This is a genomic window from Maricaulis parjimensis (genome assembly GCF_016817355.1).
Classification (GTDB): Bacteria; Pseudomonadota; Alphaproteobacteria; order Caulobacterales; family Maricaulaceae; genus Maricaulis; species Maricaulis parjimensis.
This window is the reverse complement of the sequence record NZ_JADOTT010000003.1, coordinates 178,409-195,589: the sequence shown is the minus strand read 5'-3', so window position 1 is coordinate 195,589 and position 17,181 is coordinate 178,409. Positions and strand designations below refer to the sequence as shown.

At 63.5% G+C, this 17,181-nt stretch carries 14 protein-coding genes and 1 tRNA gene; 8 read left to right on the top strand and 7 right to left on the bottom strand.

The window, feature by feature from the left end:
• Positions 1–55: 55 nt before the first annotated feature.
• The 3 genes from I0K07_RS06615 (at position 56) to I0K07_RS06605 (ending at position 5,824) form a co-directional block, all read left to right on the top strand.
• Positions 56–2,149, top strand: a complete 2,094-nt coding sequence (locus tag I0K07_RS06615) for a TonB-dependent receptor plug domain-containing protein (protein WP_203292053.1) — start codon at positions 56–58, stop codon at positions 2,147–2,149.
• A gap of 498 nt (positions 2,150–2,647) precedes the next feature.
• Positions 2,648–4,612 carry a methyl-accepting chemotaxis protein gene (locus I0K07_RS06610; protein WP_203292052.1) on the top strand — a complete coding sequence of 655 codons (1,965 nt, stop codon included), beginning with the start codon at positions 2,648–2,650 and terminating at the stop codon, positions 4,610–4,612.
• An 18-nt stretch (positions 4,613–4,630) separates the two neighbouring features.
• Entirely contained in the window at positions 4,631–5,824 is a 1,194-nt protein-coding gene (locus I0K07_RS06605) for an OprO/OprP family phosphate-selective porin (RefSeq protein ID WP_203292051.1), read from the top strand.
• 98 nt (positions 5,825–5,922) lie between these two features.
• Here I0K07_RS06605 and queF read toward each other — a convergent pair whose 3' ends face one another.
• Both queF and I0K07_RS06595 read right to left on the bottom strand, forming a co-directional pair.
• Positions 5,923–6,384, bottom strand: a complete 462-nt coding sequence (gene queF / locus I0K07_RS06600) for a preQ(1) synthase (protein WP_203292050.1) — start codon at positions 6,382–6,384, stop codon at positions 5,923–5,925.
• 38 nt (positions 6,385–6,422) lie between these two features.
• Positions 6,423–6,911 (bottom strand): Lrp/AsnC family transcriptional regulator, encoded by a 489-nt coding sequence (locus I0K07_RS06595; protein WP_203292049.1) that lies wholly within the window; start codon positions 6,909–6,911, stop codon positions 6,423–6,425.
• Between the two features lie 205 nt (positions 6,912–7,116).
• Here I0K07_RS06595 and ald point away from each other — a divergent pair, with 205 nt between their 5' ends.
• Positions 7,117–8,235 (top strand): alanine dehydrogenase, encoded by a 1,119-nt coding sequence (gene ald / locus I0K07_RS06590; RefSeq protein WP_203292048.1) that lies wholly within the window; start codon positions 7,117–7,119, stop codon positions 8,233–8,235.
• 176 nt (positions 8,236–8,411) lie between these two features.
• Positions 8,412–9,068: an HAD hydrolase-like protein gene (locus I0K07_RS06585; RefSeq protein WP_203292047.1), complete on the top strand. Its 657-nt coding sequence runs from the start codon at positions 8,412–8,414 to the stop codon at positions 9,066–9,068.
• 74 nt (positions 9,069–9,142) lie between these two features.
• Here I0K07_RS06585 and I0K07_RS06580 read toward each other — a convergent pair whose 3' ends face one another.
• The gene (locus I0K07_RS06580; RefSeq protein ID WP_203292046.1) at positions 9,143–10,105 is read right to left on the bottom strand and encodes an NAD(P)H-dependent flavin oxidoreductase; all 963 of its coding nucleotides are present in this window, start codon (positions 10,103–10,105) and stop codon (positions 9,143–9,145) included.
• Positions 10,106–10,252: 147 nt separating this feature from the next.
• A complete protein-coding gene (locus I0K07_RS06575; RefSeq protein ID WP_203292045.1) occupies positions 10,253–10,873 on the bottom strand; it encodes a DNA-3-methyladenine glycosylase family protein in 621 nt (206 codons plus the stop codon).
• Positions 10,874–10,962: 89 nt separating this feature from the next.
• On the opposite strand from I0K07_RS06575, the gene I0K07_RS06570 reads away from it, so the two are divergent.
• The 3 genes from I0K07_RS06570 to I0K07_RS06560 all read left to right on the top strand — a co-directional run bounded on the left by I0K07_RS06570 (position 10,963) and on the right by I0K07_RS06560 (position 14,307).
• Positions 10,963–11,376, top strand: a complete 414-nt coding sequence (locus I0K07_RS06570) for a DUF2946 family protein (protein ID WP_338041041.1) — start codon at positions 10,963–10,965, stop codon at positions 11,374–11,376.
• A 67-nt stretch (positions 11,377–11,443) separates the two neighbouring features.
• A complete protein-coding gene (locus tag I0K07_RS06565; protein ID WP_203292043.1) occupies positions 11,444–13,537 on the top strand; it encodes a TonB-dependent receptor in 2,094 nt (697 codons plus the stop codon).
• 62 nt (positions 13,538–13,599) lie between these two features.
• A complete protein-coding gene (locus tag I0K07_RS06560; RefSeq protein ID WP_203292042.1) occupies positions 13,600–14,307 on the top strand; it encodes a PepSY domain-containing protein in 708 nt (235 codons plus the stop codon).
• A 98-nt stretch (positions 14,308–14,405) separates the two neighbouring features.
• Here the strand turns inward: I0K07_RS06560 and I0K07_RS06555 are convergent.
• The 3 genes from I0K07_RS06555 to I0K07_RS06545 form a co-directional block, all read right to left on the bottom strand.
• Positions 14,406–14,492, bottom strand: a tRNA-Leu gene (locus I0K07_RS06555).
• 80 nt (positions 14,493–14,572) lie between these two features.
• Positions 14,573–16,267: a vWA domain-containing protein gene (locus I0K07_RS06550; protein ID WP_203292041.1), complete on the bottom strand. Its 1,695-nt coding sequence runs from the start codon at positions 16,265–16,267 to the stop codon at positions 14,573–14,575.
• Positions 16,268–16,378: 111 nt separating this feature from the next.
• A complete protein-coding gene (locus I0K07_RS06545; RefSeq protein WP_203292040.1) occupies positions 16,379–17,161 on the bottom strand; it encodes a competence/damage-inducible protein A in 783 nt (260 codons plus the stop codon).
• Positions 17,162–17,181: the final 20 nt, after the last annotated feature.

Genomic DNA, 17,181 nt, shown 5'->3' with positions numbered 1-17,181 from the left:
TCTCGCGATCGGTCGCCCTAGCCTGCCTCGCAAATCGACACATGCGAGGCTTCCCATGACGACATTCCATCTTTCGACCGCTCTGGTCAGTTCGATGCTGGTTTCCACTGCGACCTTCGGTCAGGGCCCGATGCTGGCGGCAGACACAGCCATTGCGGCGGCACCGGACCAGGCTCAGGTCTTCGAGTTCGACTTCTTCGCGCCCTTCTCTCCGGTCACGGCGCTCGACATGGTTGAACAACTCCCGGGCTTTACCCTGTCGGAGGGCGATACGGAACGTCGCGGCCTCGGGGACAGTTTCGGAAATCTCCTGATCGACGGTGACCGGCCCACCAACAAATCCGTCGCCCTCACCACGCTTCTCGCCCGGATCCCGGCCGGGCGCGTCGAGCGGATCGAATTGCTTCCCGCCGGGCAGGCCCAGTTCGACGCCCAAGGCCACAGCCTGCTCGTGAATGTGATCCTGCGTCCGGATACTGGACTGTCCGGTGCCTATTCGGCGACCTGGCGCCAGTTCGACGGCGGACGTTCCATGCCCGCTGGATCCCTGTCCGCAACATGGCCTCTGGAATCGGGATCGGTGTCTGCAGGTGTTTCCTTCTCTTTCTGGTCGCCGCGGGTGACCCGTGTGCGATCGCTTTGGGCACCGGACGGTGTCGCGCTTTCAACAAGCCGGGAAAGCGATCAGCGCTTTGATCGCGCAATTGCACCGACGGCGTCCGTGAATCTGGACTTCGAGAATGGCGCGTCCCTGCGCCTTGATGGCGAGGCCCAAGTCTGGAGCCTGCATCGTAATTTCTTCCGCACCTCGACAGCCGCAGCAGATGGGCAGAACAGCTTTTCCGCCTTCCAGTCGGAAGACCATGGTACCGGCTACCGCCTGTCCGGAACGTTCGAGCGCCCCTTCGGGGACAGCATCGGATTGCGGACCGTCGCTCTGGCCAGCCGTGACGAAACGCACGAAGGGCCGACCCGGTTCGAGCGTTTCACCGAAACCGGATTCGCCGGTGCCAGCATTGTCAGTTTCCAGGACAATCTGCAGGAACTGGCCGTCCGCCAGGAGATGACCTGGAACCGGTCGGCACGCCACAGCTTCGAGCTAGGCGCGGAGGCCGCCTTCAATACCGGCGACAGCCGACTCGTCACCCAGCTGGACAACGGCCAGAGCGCGGTTCCGATTGCCTTGCCGGTAGCAGCAACACAGATCGAGGAATCCCGGACTGAGCTGTTCATGCGCCATCTCTGGACATTGTCCGACCGGATCAACATGACCAGTGGATTGCGTTGGGAAAGCTCCGACCTGGAACTGTCCGGCGACGTCGCGGAGACGCGAAGTTTTTCCTTTCTCAAACCCAGCATCACTCTTGATGTCGACATAAGCGGGAGCTCGAGAATCCGGCTGCAGGCCGTGCGGGACGTCGATCAGCTCGACTTCGGCAAGTTCGCAAGTTCGGTCAACGAAGCCGACAATATCTCGGTCGTCGGAAATCCGGACTACACGCCGCAGCGCAGCTGGTCTCTCACCGCCGAGTACGAACGCCGCTGGGCGAATGATGCCCTTCTGCGCCTGGCCGTCGCGCACAGTTGGATGGAGGATCTCGACGACTGGATCCCGGTCATCACCGCCAACGGCATCTATGACGCGCCGGGCAATATTGGAGACGGCACGCGTCTGCGCGTTGCGCTCGACATCTCCAGCCCACTGGCCCCGGTGGGCCTGCACAACGCGCAGCTCGACCTATCCTATGTGTATCAGGATACGCAGGTCACCGACCCGCTTACCGGTGAGGAGCGGGTCTGGTCGGCAGTACCCGTGCACCGGCTGACAGCCAATTTCCGTCAAGCCTTCCCGGCTCATTCCATGGCATGGGGCTGGACCTATCGCGGGCGGTCGGACATCCATGTCTTTCGGGCGACAGAACAGCAATTGAACGATGCCAAAAACGGCGATCTGGACGCCTATCTGGAAACCACGCGCTGGCGGGGCATCCTTATGCGCTTCGGCGTGCTGACAGCCCTGAACACAGGGGGAGACAGGACGCGCGTCTTCCATGATCCGGGCCGGGGGACAGGCGCGGTGACGGGGCGCGAGGAAAGCCACGCAACCCGTGGGCGGATCGCCTATATCCGCCTATCGGGCAGCTTCTAGCCGCATCCAGGCCAACCCGGCACGCCGTCCAGGCCGACCACCTCACGGCCTGGACGGTCGGCGGTATGGAATCAGCCGTACAGACCGAAGCAGACGAACGGCGTTCGTCAAAAATCACGTCCGCCGCACACTCATATCTGATGAATTCCTGCCGCTTTGCAGCCGGTTCCGCCGTTAAGATTCGGTCTCATTTCAAGCGTGAAAAAGCCCGCTGGACCAGCTTTTCAGGCAATATGTATAGACCTATTCGGCGCCCGAAATTTGCTCAATATTTCAGATCCTTGCAAAAACACCGCGACTTCGCGAACAAGGTTTGCAAATTTGACATTTCGAGGTTTCCCGAAACTTAATCCGGATCAAATACCTTCTGAAATATAAACACTTACGCATGTCATATAACTACAAATTGTTGGGCAGAAACGCCATCAGCCCTCGCTCAAGATCAACCAGGACCCGCCCTGCCCCCTTCCCGGCAGCAGGCCGGGCGAAGGAGAGACTATGCGAGGGCTCAAAACACTTCCCGTCATCTGGCGCGTCGGTATTCTCGGCGGGCTGATCGGCTTCACCCTGGTCTCGCTGGCCGCGACGCTCTGGTATTCCGACCGGGCCACGAGCGCAGCGCTCGAGCGCCAGCAGAATTTCGTCCAGATCGAACGGCTCGCTCTGGAAGTCGAGATCGGCGCCCTTCAGATGCGCCGTCGCGAGAAGGATTTCCTGCTGCGCCAGGAAACCCGCTATTTCGACGCCTACCAGGCGGACGCGCAGCAAGTCTCCGCCTATCTGGACGAGATCAGCGCCCTGGATGCGCCGGCCGACATCGACGCCGCGATCCAGCACCTGATCGACGAATTGCCGCTGCATGAGCAGACTTTCGCCCGCGTGGTGGAAGAACAGACCCGGCTGGGCCTGAGCCATGATGCCGGCCTGCAGGGGGAACTTCGCTCGGCCGTCCACAATGTCGAAGAACGCCTGGAAGCTTTCCAGGATGCCGAACTGACCGTTCTGATGCTGATGATGCGCCGGCACGAGAAGGATTTCATGCTGCGCGGCAGCCCCCGCTATCTGGACAGTTTCGACCAGCGCCAGGCGGAATTCGCCGATCTGCTGGCCCAGCGTGACTATCCGGCGGCCGACCAGGCCGAAATCACCGCCCTGATGAGCGATTATGCCCGCGACTTCCACGCCTGGGCCGAAGGCGAACTCGGCAAGCAGGAAATCGTCTCCGAGCTGAGCGCCATCTTCGCCCGCATGGAACCGGATTTTGACACGATCATGAACCGGGCCCGCGAAGAAGGCCGCGCGGCGAACGCTGCCCTTGATACCGAGCGAGAGCAAATCCGCGTCCTGACCATGGGCATTGTGGGGGCCATCGCCGTAATTGCCGGCCTGCTGTGCTGGCTGGTCAGCCGTTCCATCGCCCAACCGATCAATGCCCTGACCCGCTCCATGGGCGTGCTGGCGGGCGGCGACACCGGCCAGACCATCCCGGCAACGGACCAGGGTGGCGAGATCGGCCAGATGGCCGCCTCCGTCGTCTTCTTCCAGCAGAGCCTGATCGAGGTGGAACGCCTGCGCGCCGAACAAGCGGACAAGGAAGCCCGGGCTGCTGAAGAAAAGCGCCGGATGATGGCTGAGATGGCGGACGAGTTTGACGCGTCTGTCGGTTCGATCGCCGAGGATGTCGCCACGGCCGCCATGAACATGATCGCCGTCGCCGACCAGCTTCGCTCCACCGCCCAGCGATCGGATGAGCGCTCGGCCATCGTGGCCAGTGCGGCGGAAGAGACATCGGCCAATACCCAGGCCGTCGCCTCGGCGGCCGAGGAGCTGACCAGCTCGATCCGCGAGATCACGCGACAGGTGAACGAATCCCAGAGCCTGACCGGCGACGCCGTGCAGGAAGCGGGCGTGACCCGCGAAACCATGTCCGGCCTGTCCGAAGCGGTGACCAAGATCGGTACCGTCGTGACACTGATCCAGTCGATTGCCGAACAGACCAATCTTCTGGCCCTCAATGCGACCATCGAAGCCTCCCGTGCCGGCGATGCCGGCAAGGGCTTTGCCGTCGTGGCCTCGGAAGTGAAGGCGCTGGCGGACCAGACCGCCCGCGCCACGCATGACATTGCCGACCAGATCGACGCGATCCAGCAATCCGGCGACCGCGCCGTGACGGCCATCTCCTCGATGACCGGCATGATCGACAAGGTCTCCGAAAGCACCACCGCGATCGCCTCGGCGATCGAGCAACAGGATGCTGCCGCCCAGGAAATCGCCAACAGCGTCTCCCAGGCCGCGGCCGGTACGAGCCAGGTCACCGAGAGCATTGCCGCCCTCTCCGGCAATGTTCGCGAGACTGATGAAGGGGCCGGCAGCGTGCTACAGGCCGCGCGCGGCGTGTCAGGTGATGCCGACCGCCTCAAATCGGCCCTCGCCAGCTTCCTCGACCAGATCCGCGCCGCATAAAAAAGACAGGACAAATCCATGAAGACCCCAACCAGCATGCTGGCTGCCGCCCTGTGCCTCAGCCTAACCCCCGCCGCCTTTGCACAGGACAGCGGCTGGGACCGCCTCGCCGACTATCAGCGTGTTCCGTCCTGGCAGAGTGAAGACGGCGAAGCCTCGATCAAACTCCGCGGCCGGGTGTATTACGATCTGGCAGAGGTGGACTGGTCCAGCCCGTTGGGCGGCGCCCAGGGCGACCGTGACGAGTTCCGCACCGCCCGTCTGGGCCTGCAGGGCGAATATGGCGATTTCAAATTCGTCGCCGAATTCGACTTCTCCAGTTCGGATACGAAGCCGAATGATGTTTTCATCCAGTACAGCGCGCCGGTCGGCACGATCCGTTTCGGTCATTTCAAGACGATGAACTCGCTGGATGAGCAGACCTCGTCGCGCCATACGAGCTTCATGGAACGCGGTCTTGCGACCGATCTGTTCGGCCTGGACCGCCGCATCGGCCTGGCCTGGTTCTGGTCGGGGCATAATCTGTACGCCGCGGCCGGCATTTTCGGGGCACCGATGGATGATAATTTCCGCTTTGCCGAACGCGATGGTAGCCATGCCCTGGCCGCCCGCTTCGCCTGGTCGGACGAGATCAATGGCACCCGCCTGCATGCCGGCGCATCCTGGCGCCAGCTGGACCATGACCAGGGCACGCGCATCCGCGCCTATCCGCAAGCGCATTTGTCCAACCGTTTCCGCGCCGCCGATTATCGTCCGGGCTCAGCCCTCGGTGAGGCGGAGCAGTCTGAGTTCTTCGGCCTGGAAGCCGCAGCCGTGCGAGGGCCCTTCCATGCCCAGGCAGAATTCATGCGGCTGGAAATCGACGGTCCGGCCGGCGATCCGGCCTTCAACAGCGCCTATGTCCAGGCCGGCTGGTTCATCACCGGCGAAACCCGCACCTATTCCGGATCCAAGGCCGTGTTCGATCGCACGCGTCCCTCCCGCTCGCTGCGCGATGGAGGGCCTGGCGCCTGGGAGATCGCCGCGCGCCATGATGTGACGGATATGGGTGATGCCAATCTGGGTGAGTACCGCGCCTCCACGCTGGGCGTGAACTGGTACCCGCTCAATCATGTCCGCATGACGGCGAACTATGTCACCGCCGAACTGGACGCGCCCGGCTTCACCGAGACGAGCGACACCGTGCAGATGCGTCTGCAGTTCGACTTCTAGAGATCATAAACCCCATCTGCCCGACCCACTCGCCGGGCAGACACCTTATTGCGGGCGTGCCCTTTTCCGGGCGCGCCCGTTTTGTTTGGGTGAGCCGCCTAGCCGCGACCGCGATAGCCCGGCACGTCCTGATCGGGAATCCAGACACCCTTGGGCGGCTCGCCGGTGGCGAAGAAGACGTCGATCGGGATGCCGCCGCGCGGATACCAATAGCCGCCGATGCGCAGCCAGACCGGATTCAGCTCTTTCACGAGCCGCTGACCGATGCCGGTCGTGCAGGCCTCGTGGAAGGCGCCATGATTGCGGAAACTGCCCAGATAGAGCTTGAGCGATTTGCTCTCCACGATCCACTGGTCCGGCACATAGTCGATGACCAGATGGGCAAAATCCGGCGCGCCGGTCACCGGGCAGAGCGAGGTGAATTCCGGGCAAACGAAGCGCGTCATGTAAGGCGCATCACACGGGTTCGCGACCCGCTCCAGCTCGGCGGTCTCGGGATTGTCGGGCAGCGGCGTGGAAGCGCCGAGCTGGCCGAGATTGTCATAGCGATCATCAGTCATGGCGCGGAGTTAGTCTGCCCCTGAAGCAATGGCAAGCCTCACACCTCTTCCGGCACATCCACCGTGTCCGGCACCGGCATGGCGGTGCGGGAGAAGACGCGGCGGATGGAGAAAGAAGAGTGGAGCCGGGCGACGCCGGGCAGGCCGGACAGGACTTCCCGGTGGACGCGCTCATAATCATTGGCGTCGCGGACAAGGACGCGGACGAGGTAATCCGCCTCGCCGCTCATCAGATAGCATTCCATGACTTCGGGCACGCCTTCCACGGCGTCTTCGAAAGCCAGCAGGGTCTCGCGCTTCTGATTGTCCAGCGTCACCTGGACATAAACAGTGATGCCGCGGCCGAGGGCTTTTTCGGATAGAATGGCGACATAGCGGTCGATCACGCCCGCCTGTTCCAGCGCCTTCACACGGCGATGGCAGGCCGAGGCCGACAGGCCGACGCGTTCCGCCAGTTCCGCATTCGTCAGCCGTCCACGCTCCTGAAGCTCCGTCAGGATGGAGATATCGACACTATCAAGACGCAAGACACACTCTCCCCAAGAATTCGCATTTGGCAGCAGATCATTCTGGATTTGCCGCAAAACCTCGTATATACATCGCCATCAACATCGAATGGTGCACGATAATTCACACCAAACGGTGCCGGTTGTCAATTTCGTTCGCGTACGGAAGCCCGGATCGAAGAATTCCGCATTTTCCTCCCGCGACCAAGCCAAATGAGAAACAATCATGCGTATCGGGGTCCCCAAGGAAATCAAGGTCCGGGAATATCGCGTCGGCCTGACGCCGAATTCCGTGGCCGAATTCATCCGTCACGGCCATGAGGTTTTCGTCCAGTCGACCGCCGGTGACGGGATCGGCTTCTCCGACGAAATGTATGAAGCCGCTGGCGCCACCATTCTTCCGAACGCCGCCGCCGTGTTTGAAAACGGCGAGCTGATCGTGAAGGTGAAAGAGCCGCAGCCGTCCGAAACGGCGATGCTGAAGCCGCACCACACGCTCTATACCTATCTCCACCTGGCCGCCGATGCGGTGCAGGCGGAAGGCCTGCGCAAGGCGGGCTGCCTGTCCATCGCCTATGAGACGGTGACGGATAATGATGGCCGCCTGCCCCTGCTCACGCCGATGAGCCAGGTCGCCGGCCGCATGTCGGTCTCGGTGGCGGCCCACTGCCTGATGAAGGCTCAGGGTGGCCGCGGCCTGATGCTGGGCGGTGTGCCGGGCGTTCTGCCGGCCAAGGTCGTGATCATCGGTGGCGGTGTCGCCGGTACGCATGCCGCGGAAATGGCGATCGGTGCCCGCGCCGATGTCACCGTGTTCGACCGCTCCAACAAGCGCCTGGCCGAGCTGGACGAGCAATTCTCCGGTTCCGTAAAGACCGCCTATTCCACGCAGGCTGCGCTGGAACAGGCCGTGACGGAAGCCGATGTGGTCATCGGTGCCGTGCTGATCCCGGGTGCTGCAGCCCCGAAACTGGTCACGCGCGACATGCTGAAAGAGATGAAGGACGGCGCCGTGCTGGTCGACATCGCGATCGACCAAGGTGGATGCTTCGAGACCTCCAAGGCCACCACGCATGATGACCCGACCTATATCATCGACAATGTCGTGCATTATTGCGTCGCCAACATGCCGGGTGCCTATGCCCGCACCTCCACGCTGGCCTTGAACAATGCCACCCTGCCGCTGGGTCTGGAGATTGCGAACAAGGGTCCGAAAGCCGCCCTCAACGACAATCCGCACCTGGCACGCGGCCTGAATACGGCCGAGGGCGAGATCTGCTACAAGCCGGTCGCTGACGACCTCAAGCTTCCCTATGTGAAGCCGGACTGGCTGACCTCGATCTGATATTTCGCGGATCGCGGAAATTGTCAGCGGGCGGAGCGTTTTTTGACCTCCGCCCGTTTTCGTATCCGAGTGAATGCGTTACGACGTCTACTTGTCACAAGAATCGGTCAGACAAGGCCGATGGGAGGCCGCCAAGCGGCTGAGCGCGAGCAAGGCAAGAGGCGGGACGGTTGAGTTTGGCACGCTACGATCTGGTTATTTTCGATTTTGACGGCACGCTGGCCGACAGTCTGACCTGGTTCCGTACGGAATTGGCGGACCTGGTGGACAAGCATGGACTGCCGCCGATCGACAGCGAACGCGCGGAAGAGCTGCGCGGGCTGACTCCCAAACAGATCATGAACGAGCTGAGCATTCCGGCCTGGAAAGTCCCCTTCCTGGCCGCCGACGTGCGGGCGCGCGCCGCGGAAAATGTCGACAAGATCCATCTGTTTGACGGTATTCGCGCGATGATCGAGGACCTGTCAGCCGCGGGGATCACGCTGGCCGTGGTGTCCTCGAATGGCGAGACCGCCGTCCGCGCTGTGCTGGGTGAGGACCTGTGCCGGCATTTCGAGATTTTCGCCTGTGGTGCGGCCCTGTTCGGCAAGGCCTCCATCTTCCGCAAGGTAATGAAGAAGGCAGGCACGACCGCGGACCGTACGCTGAGTATCGGCGACGAAGTGCGCGATATCGAGGCGGCGCGCGAAACGCATTGTGTGGCGGGGGCCGTCAATTGGGGCTTTGCCACCGAGGCGGTGCTGGACGCGCAGGATCCGGACGTGATGTTCCGAGCGCCGGGCGAAATCGCGCCCTATGCGATCACTCGAACGAGCCAGGCCCAACGCGCCTGAACCCGGCGCATTGAGCAAGAAAAAAGGCCGGCCCCTCGGGGACCGGCCTTTTTGCTGTCTGGCAGGCTCTGCGCCTAGCTGCAGAGACGCGCCTTGGCGGCTTCGTATTCGGCGCCGAGCTGGGCGATATACTCGGCAGCCGGACGCACGGCCTTGACCGAACCGATACCCTGACCGGAACCCCAGATGTCCTTCCAGGCCTTGGCCTTGGAACCGCCGCCGGAGCCGAAATCCATCTTGGACGGATCGCTCTCGGGCAGATTGTCCGGGTCGAGACCGGCATCGATGATCGACTTCTTCAGGTAATTGCCGTGCACACCGGTGAAGAGGTTGGAATAGACAATGTCCTCGGCCGAGCTCTCCACGATGGCGGCCTTGTAGGCCTCTTCAGCGCGCGCCTCTTCGGTCGCGATGAAGGCAGAGCCGATATAGGCATAATCGGCACCCATGGCCTGGGCCGCCAGCACGCCACCACCGGTCGAGATCGAGCCGGAACACAGGATCGGGCCGTCAAACCAGGACCGCGTCTCGGCGATGAAGCCGAAGGGCGAGAGCGCCCCGGCATGACCGCCGGCCCCGGCGGCGACACAGATCAGGCCGGTCGCGCCCTTCTCGATCGCCTTGTGGGCAAATTTTTGGTTGATCACATCGTGCAGGGAGATGCCGCCCCAGCCCTTCACGGCCTGGTTCACATCCTCGCGGGCCCCCAGCGAGGTGATGACGACCGGCACCTTGTACTTCTCGCACAGGGCCATGTCCTCTTCGAGCCGCTGGTTGGAGCGGTGCACGATCTGGTTCACGGCGAAGGGCGCGGCCGGCGCATCCGGATTGGCGCGGTTATAGCTCTCCAGCTCGGACGTGATCTGGTCGAGCCATTCGTCCAGCTGGCTGACCGGACGCGCATTCAGCGCCGGGAAAGAACCGACAATGCCGGCCTTGCACTGGGCCAGGACGAGATCCGGATTGGAAATGATGAAAAGCGGCGAGCCAAAGACCGGCAGGCGCAGCTTGCCTTTCAGGATATCGGGTTCGGCCATGTTCTTCCCCTTTGTGGCGTGACCAGCCCTGCATGTGCTTCTGGTGGCGTCGTGCGGGCAAACCGTGTTCACCGGGACGTTAGAGGGGGCGGTATGCGATGTCGAGCCGTCGATGAAGTGACGTATAGGGCAATTTGCGGCGGGGACTTACACCGCTTCCCCGTCCGGCGGCGCGTCGACATGGGCCCACATGTAGAGGGCGAGCCAGGAGCGGTAGGGTTTGAACATCTGCGCCGTGCGGACCGTCTTGCGGCGCTTGGAAGTGAGGCGTTCCAGCGTCTTGCGGGCGGCGACATCGCCATCGGGCCAGATGTCGGGCTCACCGAAATAGAACATGTTCATCATGTCTGCCGTCCACTGGCCGACACCCCAGATCGCGGTCAGGCGGGCGGTGCGCTCGGGCACGCTGAGGGCGCGCAGCTCGTCGGTATCCAGCCCGATCGAGCGATGCGTGTCAGCAATGGTAATGATGGTCTTCGTCTTGGCGCCGGAGAGGCCGCAACCGCGCAGGCAGTCCGTATTGCCCTCATGGAAATGGTCCAGCAGCGATGCGCCGCCGGCACTCTCCTCCACGCGGGACCAGATGCTGCGGGCGGCTTTCACGGAGATCTGCTGGCCGGCGATGGCGCGGCAGAGATATTCCGGAAACGCCTTGTCAGCCCGCCGCGGAAATTCCAGCGGCCCCAGGCGCGTCAGCGCCGTGTGCAGTTCCGGAAAGAGCGGTTCGGCAGCGTCGAGCAAATGGGTATGGACCGCGCGATGGGGCATGAGCGCAGGCTAGCCCCGGCCCGGCAGCTTGCCCAGTGCAAGGGTGATATGCCGCATGGCTTGTGCACAGGCGCGATGCTAATGCCGTGATGATGCTGTCGAATCTGAGATATGCGCGCGGGTTGTTTGCCCAGTGCCTGCTCGCCCTGGCCCTGATTGCGGCCAGTGTGCATTCGGCCATTCCGCAGGGCTATATGCTCGATCGCGGCACGGACGGATCGCTCTCCGTCGTTTTCTGTACCGGTCAGGGCAGTGCCACCCGCTGGGTCAATCTGGAAACCGGTGAGGTCAGCGACACCGCCCACGGCACGACGGATCAGGATGATCCGCGACCGCCCTGTACCGCTGCCATGGCCGCGGCCGATGCGCCGCTGGTCGAAATCGCGACCTGGGTCCCCACCCTGTCGCAATCGGACGCGCCTGCCCCGCTTGTCGTCACGCGCGCCGCCGCTACACCGCAGGATCGGCTGCCGCCGGCCCGCGCTCCACCCGCCACGCTCTGATTTCCCAAACCTGTTTGTGAATCAATGACCCGCAGCCCGAGCGCTGCGGGCTTCGGAGCGTATTTCCATGTCCAAAATTCTCCTGCCGGTCAGCCTGGCCGCACTGTCCCTGTCGGCCTCCCCGGCCGTTCTGGCCCAAGCCACACCACTGACCGATGTCATCACCGTGACCGGCCAACGCGCGGCGCTGACGCAGACCCGATCCGTCTCACCGGAGAGCGAACCTGTCATCGCCGGTGCCGACACGACCGCGCTGATCGCCCGCCTGCCGGGCGCCGCCAGCCTGGGAAATGGCGTCCTGTCCGGCCAGGTCCAGTATCGCGGCCTGTTCGGCTCCCGCCTGAATATCCGCATCAATGGGCAGAGCTTTGCCTCGGGTGGCCCGAACCTGATGGACCCGCCCCTGCACTATGCGCCCGTGCCACTGATCGAGCGGATCGAGGTGGACCGCGGCATCAGCCCGGTCAGCGCCGGTCCCGGTCTGGCAGGCGGTCTGGATGCTGTGCTGAAATCCTCGCGCTTTGGCGAGGGTGACGATTTCACCCTGGGCTATGACCTCACCCTGGCCGGTCACACGGCGGATGAGAGCTATGCCGCGGGCGGGCTTGTCAGCCTGGCCAATGAGAGCTGGCGCTTTCACCTTCTGGGTTCGCAGGAGGCCGGCAGCGACCGCGAAACACCCTATGGGACGATTGGCGGATCCGAGCATGAGCGCCGCGTCATCGGACTGGGCGGCGGCTGGCAGTCGGGCCGTCATGAACTGGCGCTGGACCTCCGCCGCAGCGAAACCGGACCGACCGGCAATCCGCCCTTCGCGATGGATATCCGCTATTTCGACACGGACATGGCGCAGATCCGTTATCGCGGCGATTTCGACACGGTCCGTCTGGAGCTGCGGGCCGGCTGGAACGATGTCGACCATGCCATGAATAATTACGATCTGCGTCCAGCCCCGGCGATGATGCGCTGGCGCGAGACCTATGCGCAGGCTGAGACGCGGACGTTTGCGGCTGCTCTGGCGACGGATGCGATGGGCGGTGAACTGCGCTTCGGTCTGGATCACCGTGCCGCCGATCACAGCGTCACCATCACCAATCCGGCCAATTCCGCCTTCTTCCTGACCTCCTTCCCGGACATCGGAATGGAACGGACGGGCGGGTTCGTGGAATGGGCCGGTGCGCTGCCGTCCGGCTGGCAGGGCGAGCTGGGCCTGCGGGTGGATCACCACACCGCCGAGGCCGGACTGGCCATGACTGGCGCTGCGGTTCCGGCCATGCCGGGCATGCTGGCCATGGCGTTCAACATGTCGGACCGGAACTGGGAGGATGACACGCTGGACGCGGTGGCGCGTTTGTGGCGTCCGCTCAATGACAGCACGACGCTGCGCGTGAACCTGGCCCGCAAGACCCGCGCGCCGGGCTATGTGGAGCGCTTTGCCTGGCTGCCGACACCGGCCAGTGGCGGGCTGGCTGATGGCAATACCTATGTCGGGGATATCGATCTGGAAGCCGAGACCGCCTGGGTCGGCGAGATCGGTCTGGATTGGGCCAGCGCCAATGCCTATGCCCGCCCCACTCTCTTCATCCGCCGGATCGAGAACTACATCCAGGGTGTGCCCTTTGATGCCACGCCGGGCGTGATCAATACGCCGGTGGAGATGGTGTCCAACATGAATGGCGACCCGACCCCGCTGCGCTTCGGCAATGTCGAGGCGGAGCTCTACGGGCTGGATACGGATTTCGGCTATCGGGTCGATGCACACTGGCGGGTGGATGGCACCCTGTCAGTGGTGCGCGGCGAGCGCCGCGATATCAACGACCATCTCTATCGCGTCGCGCCGCCCAATCTGCGGGTGGGGGTCAGCTATGACGCGTCTGTCTGGAGCGCGACCCTGGAAACGCTGGCGACCGCCGAGCAGGACCGGGTCTCGCTGTCCAATGGTGAAGAGGCAACGCCGGGTCAGGTCCTGCTCAATGCCTATGCCCGCTGGGATATCCGCGAGGGTGTCAGCCTGTCAGCCGGGATCGAGAATATTCTCGACCAGGCCTGGCGCGACCATCTGGCCGGATATAACCGCAATGCCGGCTCCGACATTGCCCTGGGCGAACGCCTGCCGGGCAATGAACGCTCGCTGGGCCTGCGCCTGAGCATCCGGGGCTAGCCCTTGAGCGGCCACCGCGGCTAGGGTCGCGGTGGCCGTTTCGGCTTTTCGGGGGAGATCGCATGAAACTGTTTCGACTGATGGGTCAGATCCATCTCTGGCTGGGCCTGGTGGTCGGCGTCCAGGTAATGCTGTGGCTGATCTCCGGCCTGATCATGGTGCTGTGGGATATCGAGACCGTGCGCGGCGAGCATTTGCGCACGCCCGTGCAGGAAGCCTCCATCGACTGGGCGGAGGACGCCCTGCCCCTGGCCGACGTGCTGGCGACGCAGACCTCACCGGTCACCGATGCGACGACCGGCTGGCTGGCCGGTGGACCGGTCTGGCGCCTGACCACCGAAAATGGCCCCGCCATGGTGGATGCCCGCACCGGTGCCGACCTCACCCCGGTCTCTGAAGACCTCGCCCGCCAGATCGCGCTCTTCCGCTATGCCGGTGAGGGTGAGCTGGTCTCCCAGGACCGCCTGGACACTCCGCCGCGCGAAGCCGGGCTGGGCGTGCCCGCCTGGCGGTTCGAGTTTGGCCCGGAAGACCCGGCGACCTTCTACATCAACTCCCAGACCGGCGAACTCCGCGCCGTGCGCACCACACTGTGGCGCGTCTATGACTTCTTCTGGGGCCTGCACATCATGGATTGGGACACGCGGGAGAATTTCAATTCCTGGTGGATCAAGATGTTCGCGGCGGTGTCGATCGTGTTTGGTCTGGCGGGGGTCGTGCTGACGATCTACCGGCTGATGTGGATGATGCCGCGGAAGAAGCGGGGTTAGCACCGGGCCAACGGCCCGCAAGCGCGCCTGCGCGCCGGCGCCTGATGCGCCGCCCCATCGGAGGCGTTCGCGCAGCGAACTGCCGTGAGATCAAAACCTGGTGCGGGCGGCCGGACTTGAACCGGCATGACCTTGCGGCCGACAGATTTTAAGTCTGCTGCGTCTACCAATTCCGCCACGCCCGCGGCTGGTGTGCGGGGCGATCCTACACGCCTTCGGGGGCGGGGCCAGAGGGGGTATCAGCCCCTCTGGCGCTTCACCGCAGTTACGGCTTGGTCACCTCTTCCGAGAGCGCTTGCGCGCGTTCGACGAGGTCGATGAATTCGGCGCGATAGCCGAACTCGTCTTCCCCCAGCGCGCCGGAAGCGGCGCCGATGACGCTGTCGAAGGAATAGTCCCCGGCCAGATAGGGATCGCCGCGCAAGATCTGGGCGAAGCCGGCGACGGAGACGGAGAAACGGACCTCGCTGTCCGCATCCATGAAGCGCTCCACCGCGTCGGCATCGGTGACGGTGCGTTCCATCAAGATGCTCTCATCCTCGCCCGGTTCTTTGTAGCGCAGGCGGACAAGGCCGAATTCGCCGGACAGGTCTGCGGCGGGTTCACTATTGCCGCCATAGCGCAACGGATCCATCAGCACGCCTTCAGAACCCGGTGCTGCAATCTCGTAGATGGCGGTGACGGCATGGCCGGAACCGACCTCGCCGGCATCCACGGCGTCATTATTGAAATCGGCCCGGTCCAGCAGACGTGTCTCATAACCGATGAGCCGATATTCGGCGACGCGGGCCGGATTGAACTCGACCTGGATTTTCACATCATTGGCGATCGGGAAGAGCGAGGAGAAGCTCTCCTCGACCAGCATGCGGCGCGCCTCGCGGCGGCTGTCGATATAACCGGCCGTGCCATTGCCGGCCTGGGCGATGGTCTGCATGAGCTGGTCATTGTAATTGCCGCGCCCGAAACCCATCACGGAGAGATAGATGCCGCTGTCGCGCTGGCGGGCGACATAGTCTTCCAGGCTTTCATCGCGCGTCACACCGACATTGAAATCCCCATCGGTGAGCAGCATGACGCGATTGACCGCATCCTCGTCGAAATTCTGACGGGCGAAATCATAGGCCAGAGCCAGACCTGCCCCGCCGGCGGTGGAGCCGCCTGCACTCAGACGGTCGAGGGCCTCGTGAATGCGGCGGCTGTCGCGAGCCCGGGTCGGTTCCAGCACGGCCCCGGCGGCCCCGGCATAAACGACGATGGAGACGGTGTCGTCCGGCTCCAGCTCGTCGACCAGCATGTGCATGGCCTGCACGGCGAGCGGCAGCTTGTCCGGGGAATTCATCGAGCCGGAAACATCGATCAGGAAGACCAGATTGGCGCGCGGACGCTCGTCGGGAATGATCTCGAAACCCTGGATGCCGACATGCATGAGCTGGGTATTGGCATTCCACGGATTGGGCGTGACCGTGACATGGGTGGCGAAGGGCTCTTCGGGACCGTCCGGCAGGGCATAGTCATAATCGAAATAATTGATCATCTCCTCGATGCGCACGGCATCGGAGGGCGGCAGACGATCCCCATCCATCAGATAGTCGCGCACCACGGCATAGCTGGCCGTGTCGACATCGATGGAGAAGGTGGAGACGGGTTCGTCGGCGGTGGAGATGACCGGGTTGGCGTCGACATCCTCATAGCGCTCCCGGTCTTCCGGTGCGGGCTGGCCAATGATGACGGGGGGACGCGGGCTGCTGGCGAAGCGGGCGGCCGTCACTGCGACCATGTCGGCGGACGCATAGCCGCCGGGCGGCGGGGGCGGAGCGGGCGGCGGTGGCGGAGCGGGAGGCGGCGGAGATGGCGGTGCCATTTCTTCAGCGCTTTGACGTTCACGCTGGTTATCGATCGTGGCTGTACAGCCGGCAACGGCCACGCCGATGGCGCTGGCCAGCAAGAGTGCCCGTTTCATGGCATCTCCCCTTCCCTTGTCTTCCCTCGACCGGAAAGGTGAAAGCCAATCTGCGCAGGGAAAAGACGAAATCGGGGCGATTTGGGGGCGGGTTGGTTTGGGCGGGCGTGCTTAGTCTTCCGGATCCACCCGCGGGGCATAGCCCAGATCGCTGACCATGTTCGTCAGGGCGTCGATGACGGCGTCCAGCTCGGCACTATCGGTGGAGCGGGCGACGAGATGGGTGCCGCGTTTGATCTTCCCGTCCTTCACTTCCATGAAATAGGGATAGGAGCCGATCGAGACGTTCGGATTTTCGTCCTGCAGCGCGCCCAGCGCCTCGGCGATCTCGCCTTCGCGCAGATTATCGCCCTTCACCGAGCGGGACAGGGTGACGGCGCCCTTCTCGAGACGGTGAGCGATGTCTTCCAGCATGCCGCGGCAGATGGCGGGCACGCCGGCCATGGTGAAGACATTCTCCGTCTGGAAGCCGGGCGCGCCGGAAACCGGATTCTCGATCAGGCTGGAGCCTTCCGGAATGCGGGCCATGCGCTTGCGGCTCTCGGTGACGGGGGTCTGGGTCTTGGCATACCAGTGCTCGATGATCTCCATCGCATCGGCGCGGACATCGATCGACATGCCAAAGGCCTTGGCGATGCTGTCAGCGGTGATGTCGTCATGGGTCGGGCCGATCCCGCCCGTGGTGAAGACATAATCGGTCTTGGCGCGCAGCGTGTTCACGGCCTCGACAATCTCGTCCTCGATATCCGGCACGACGCGGCATTCCACGACATTGATACCGAGCGGGGCGAGGAAGCGGGCGATCTGCTGGAGATTCTTGTCCTGGGTGCGTCCGGACAGGACTTCATCCCCGATCAGGAGGACAGATGCGGTGACCCGTTTCGCCTCGGCCATGTGATTTACCCCTCAAACGA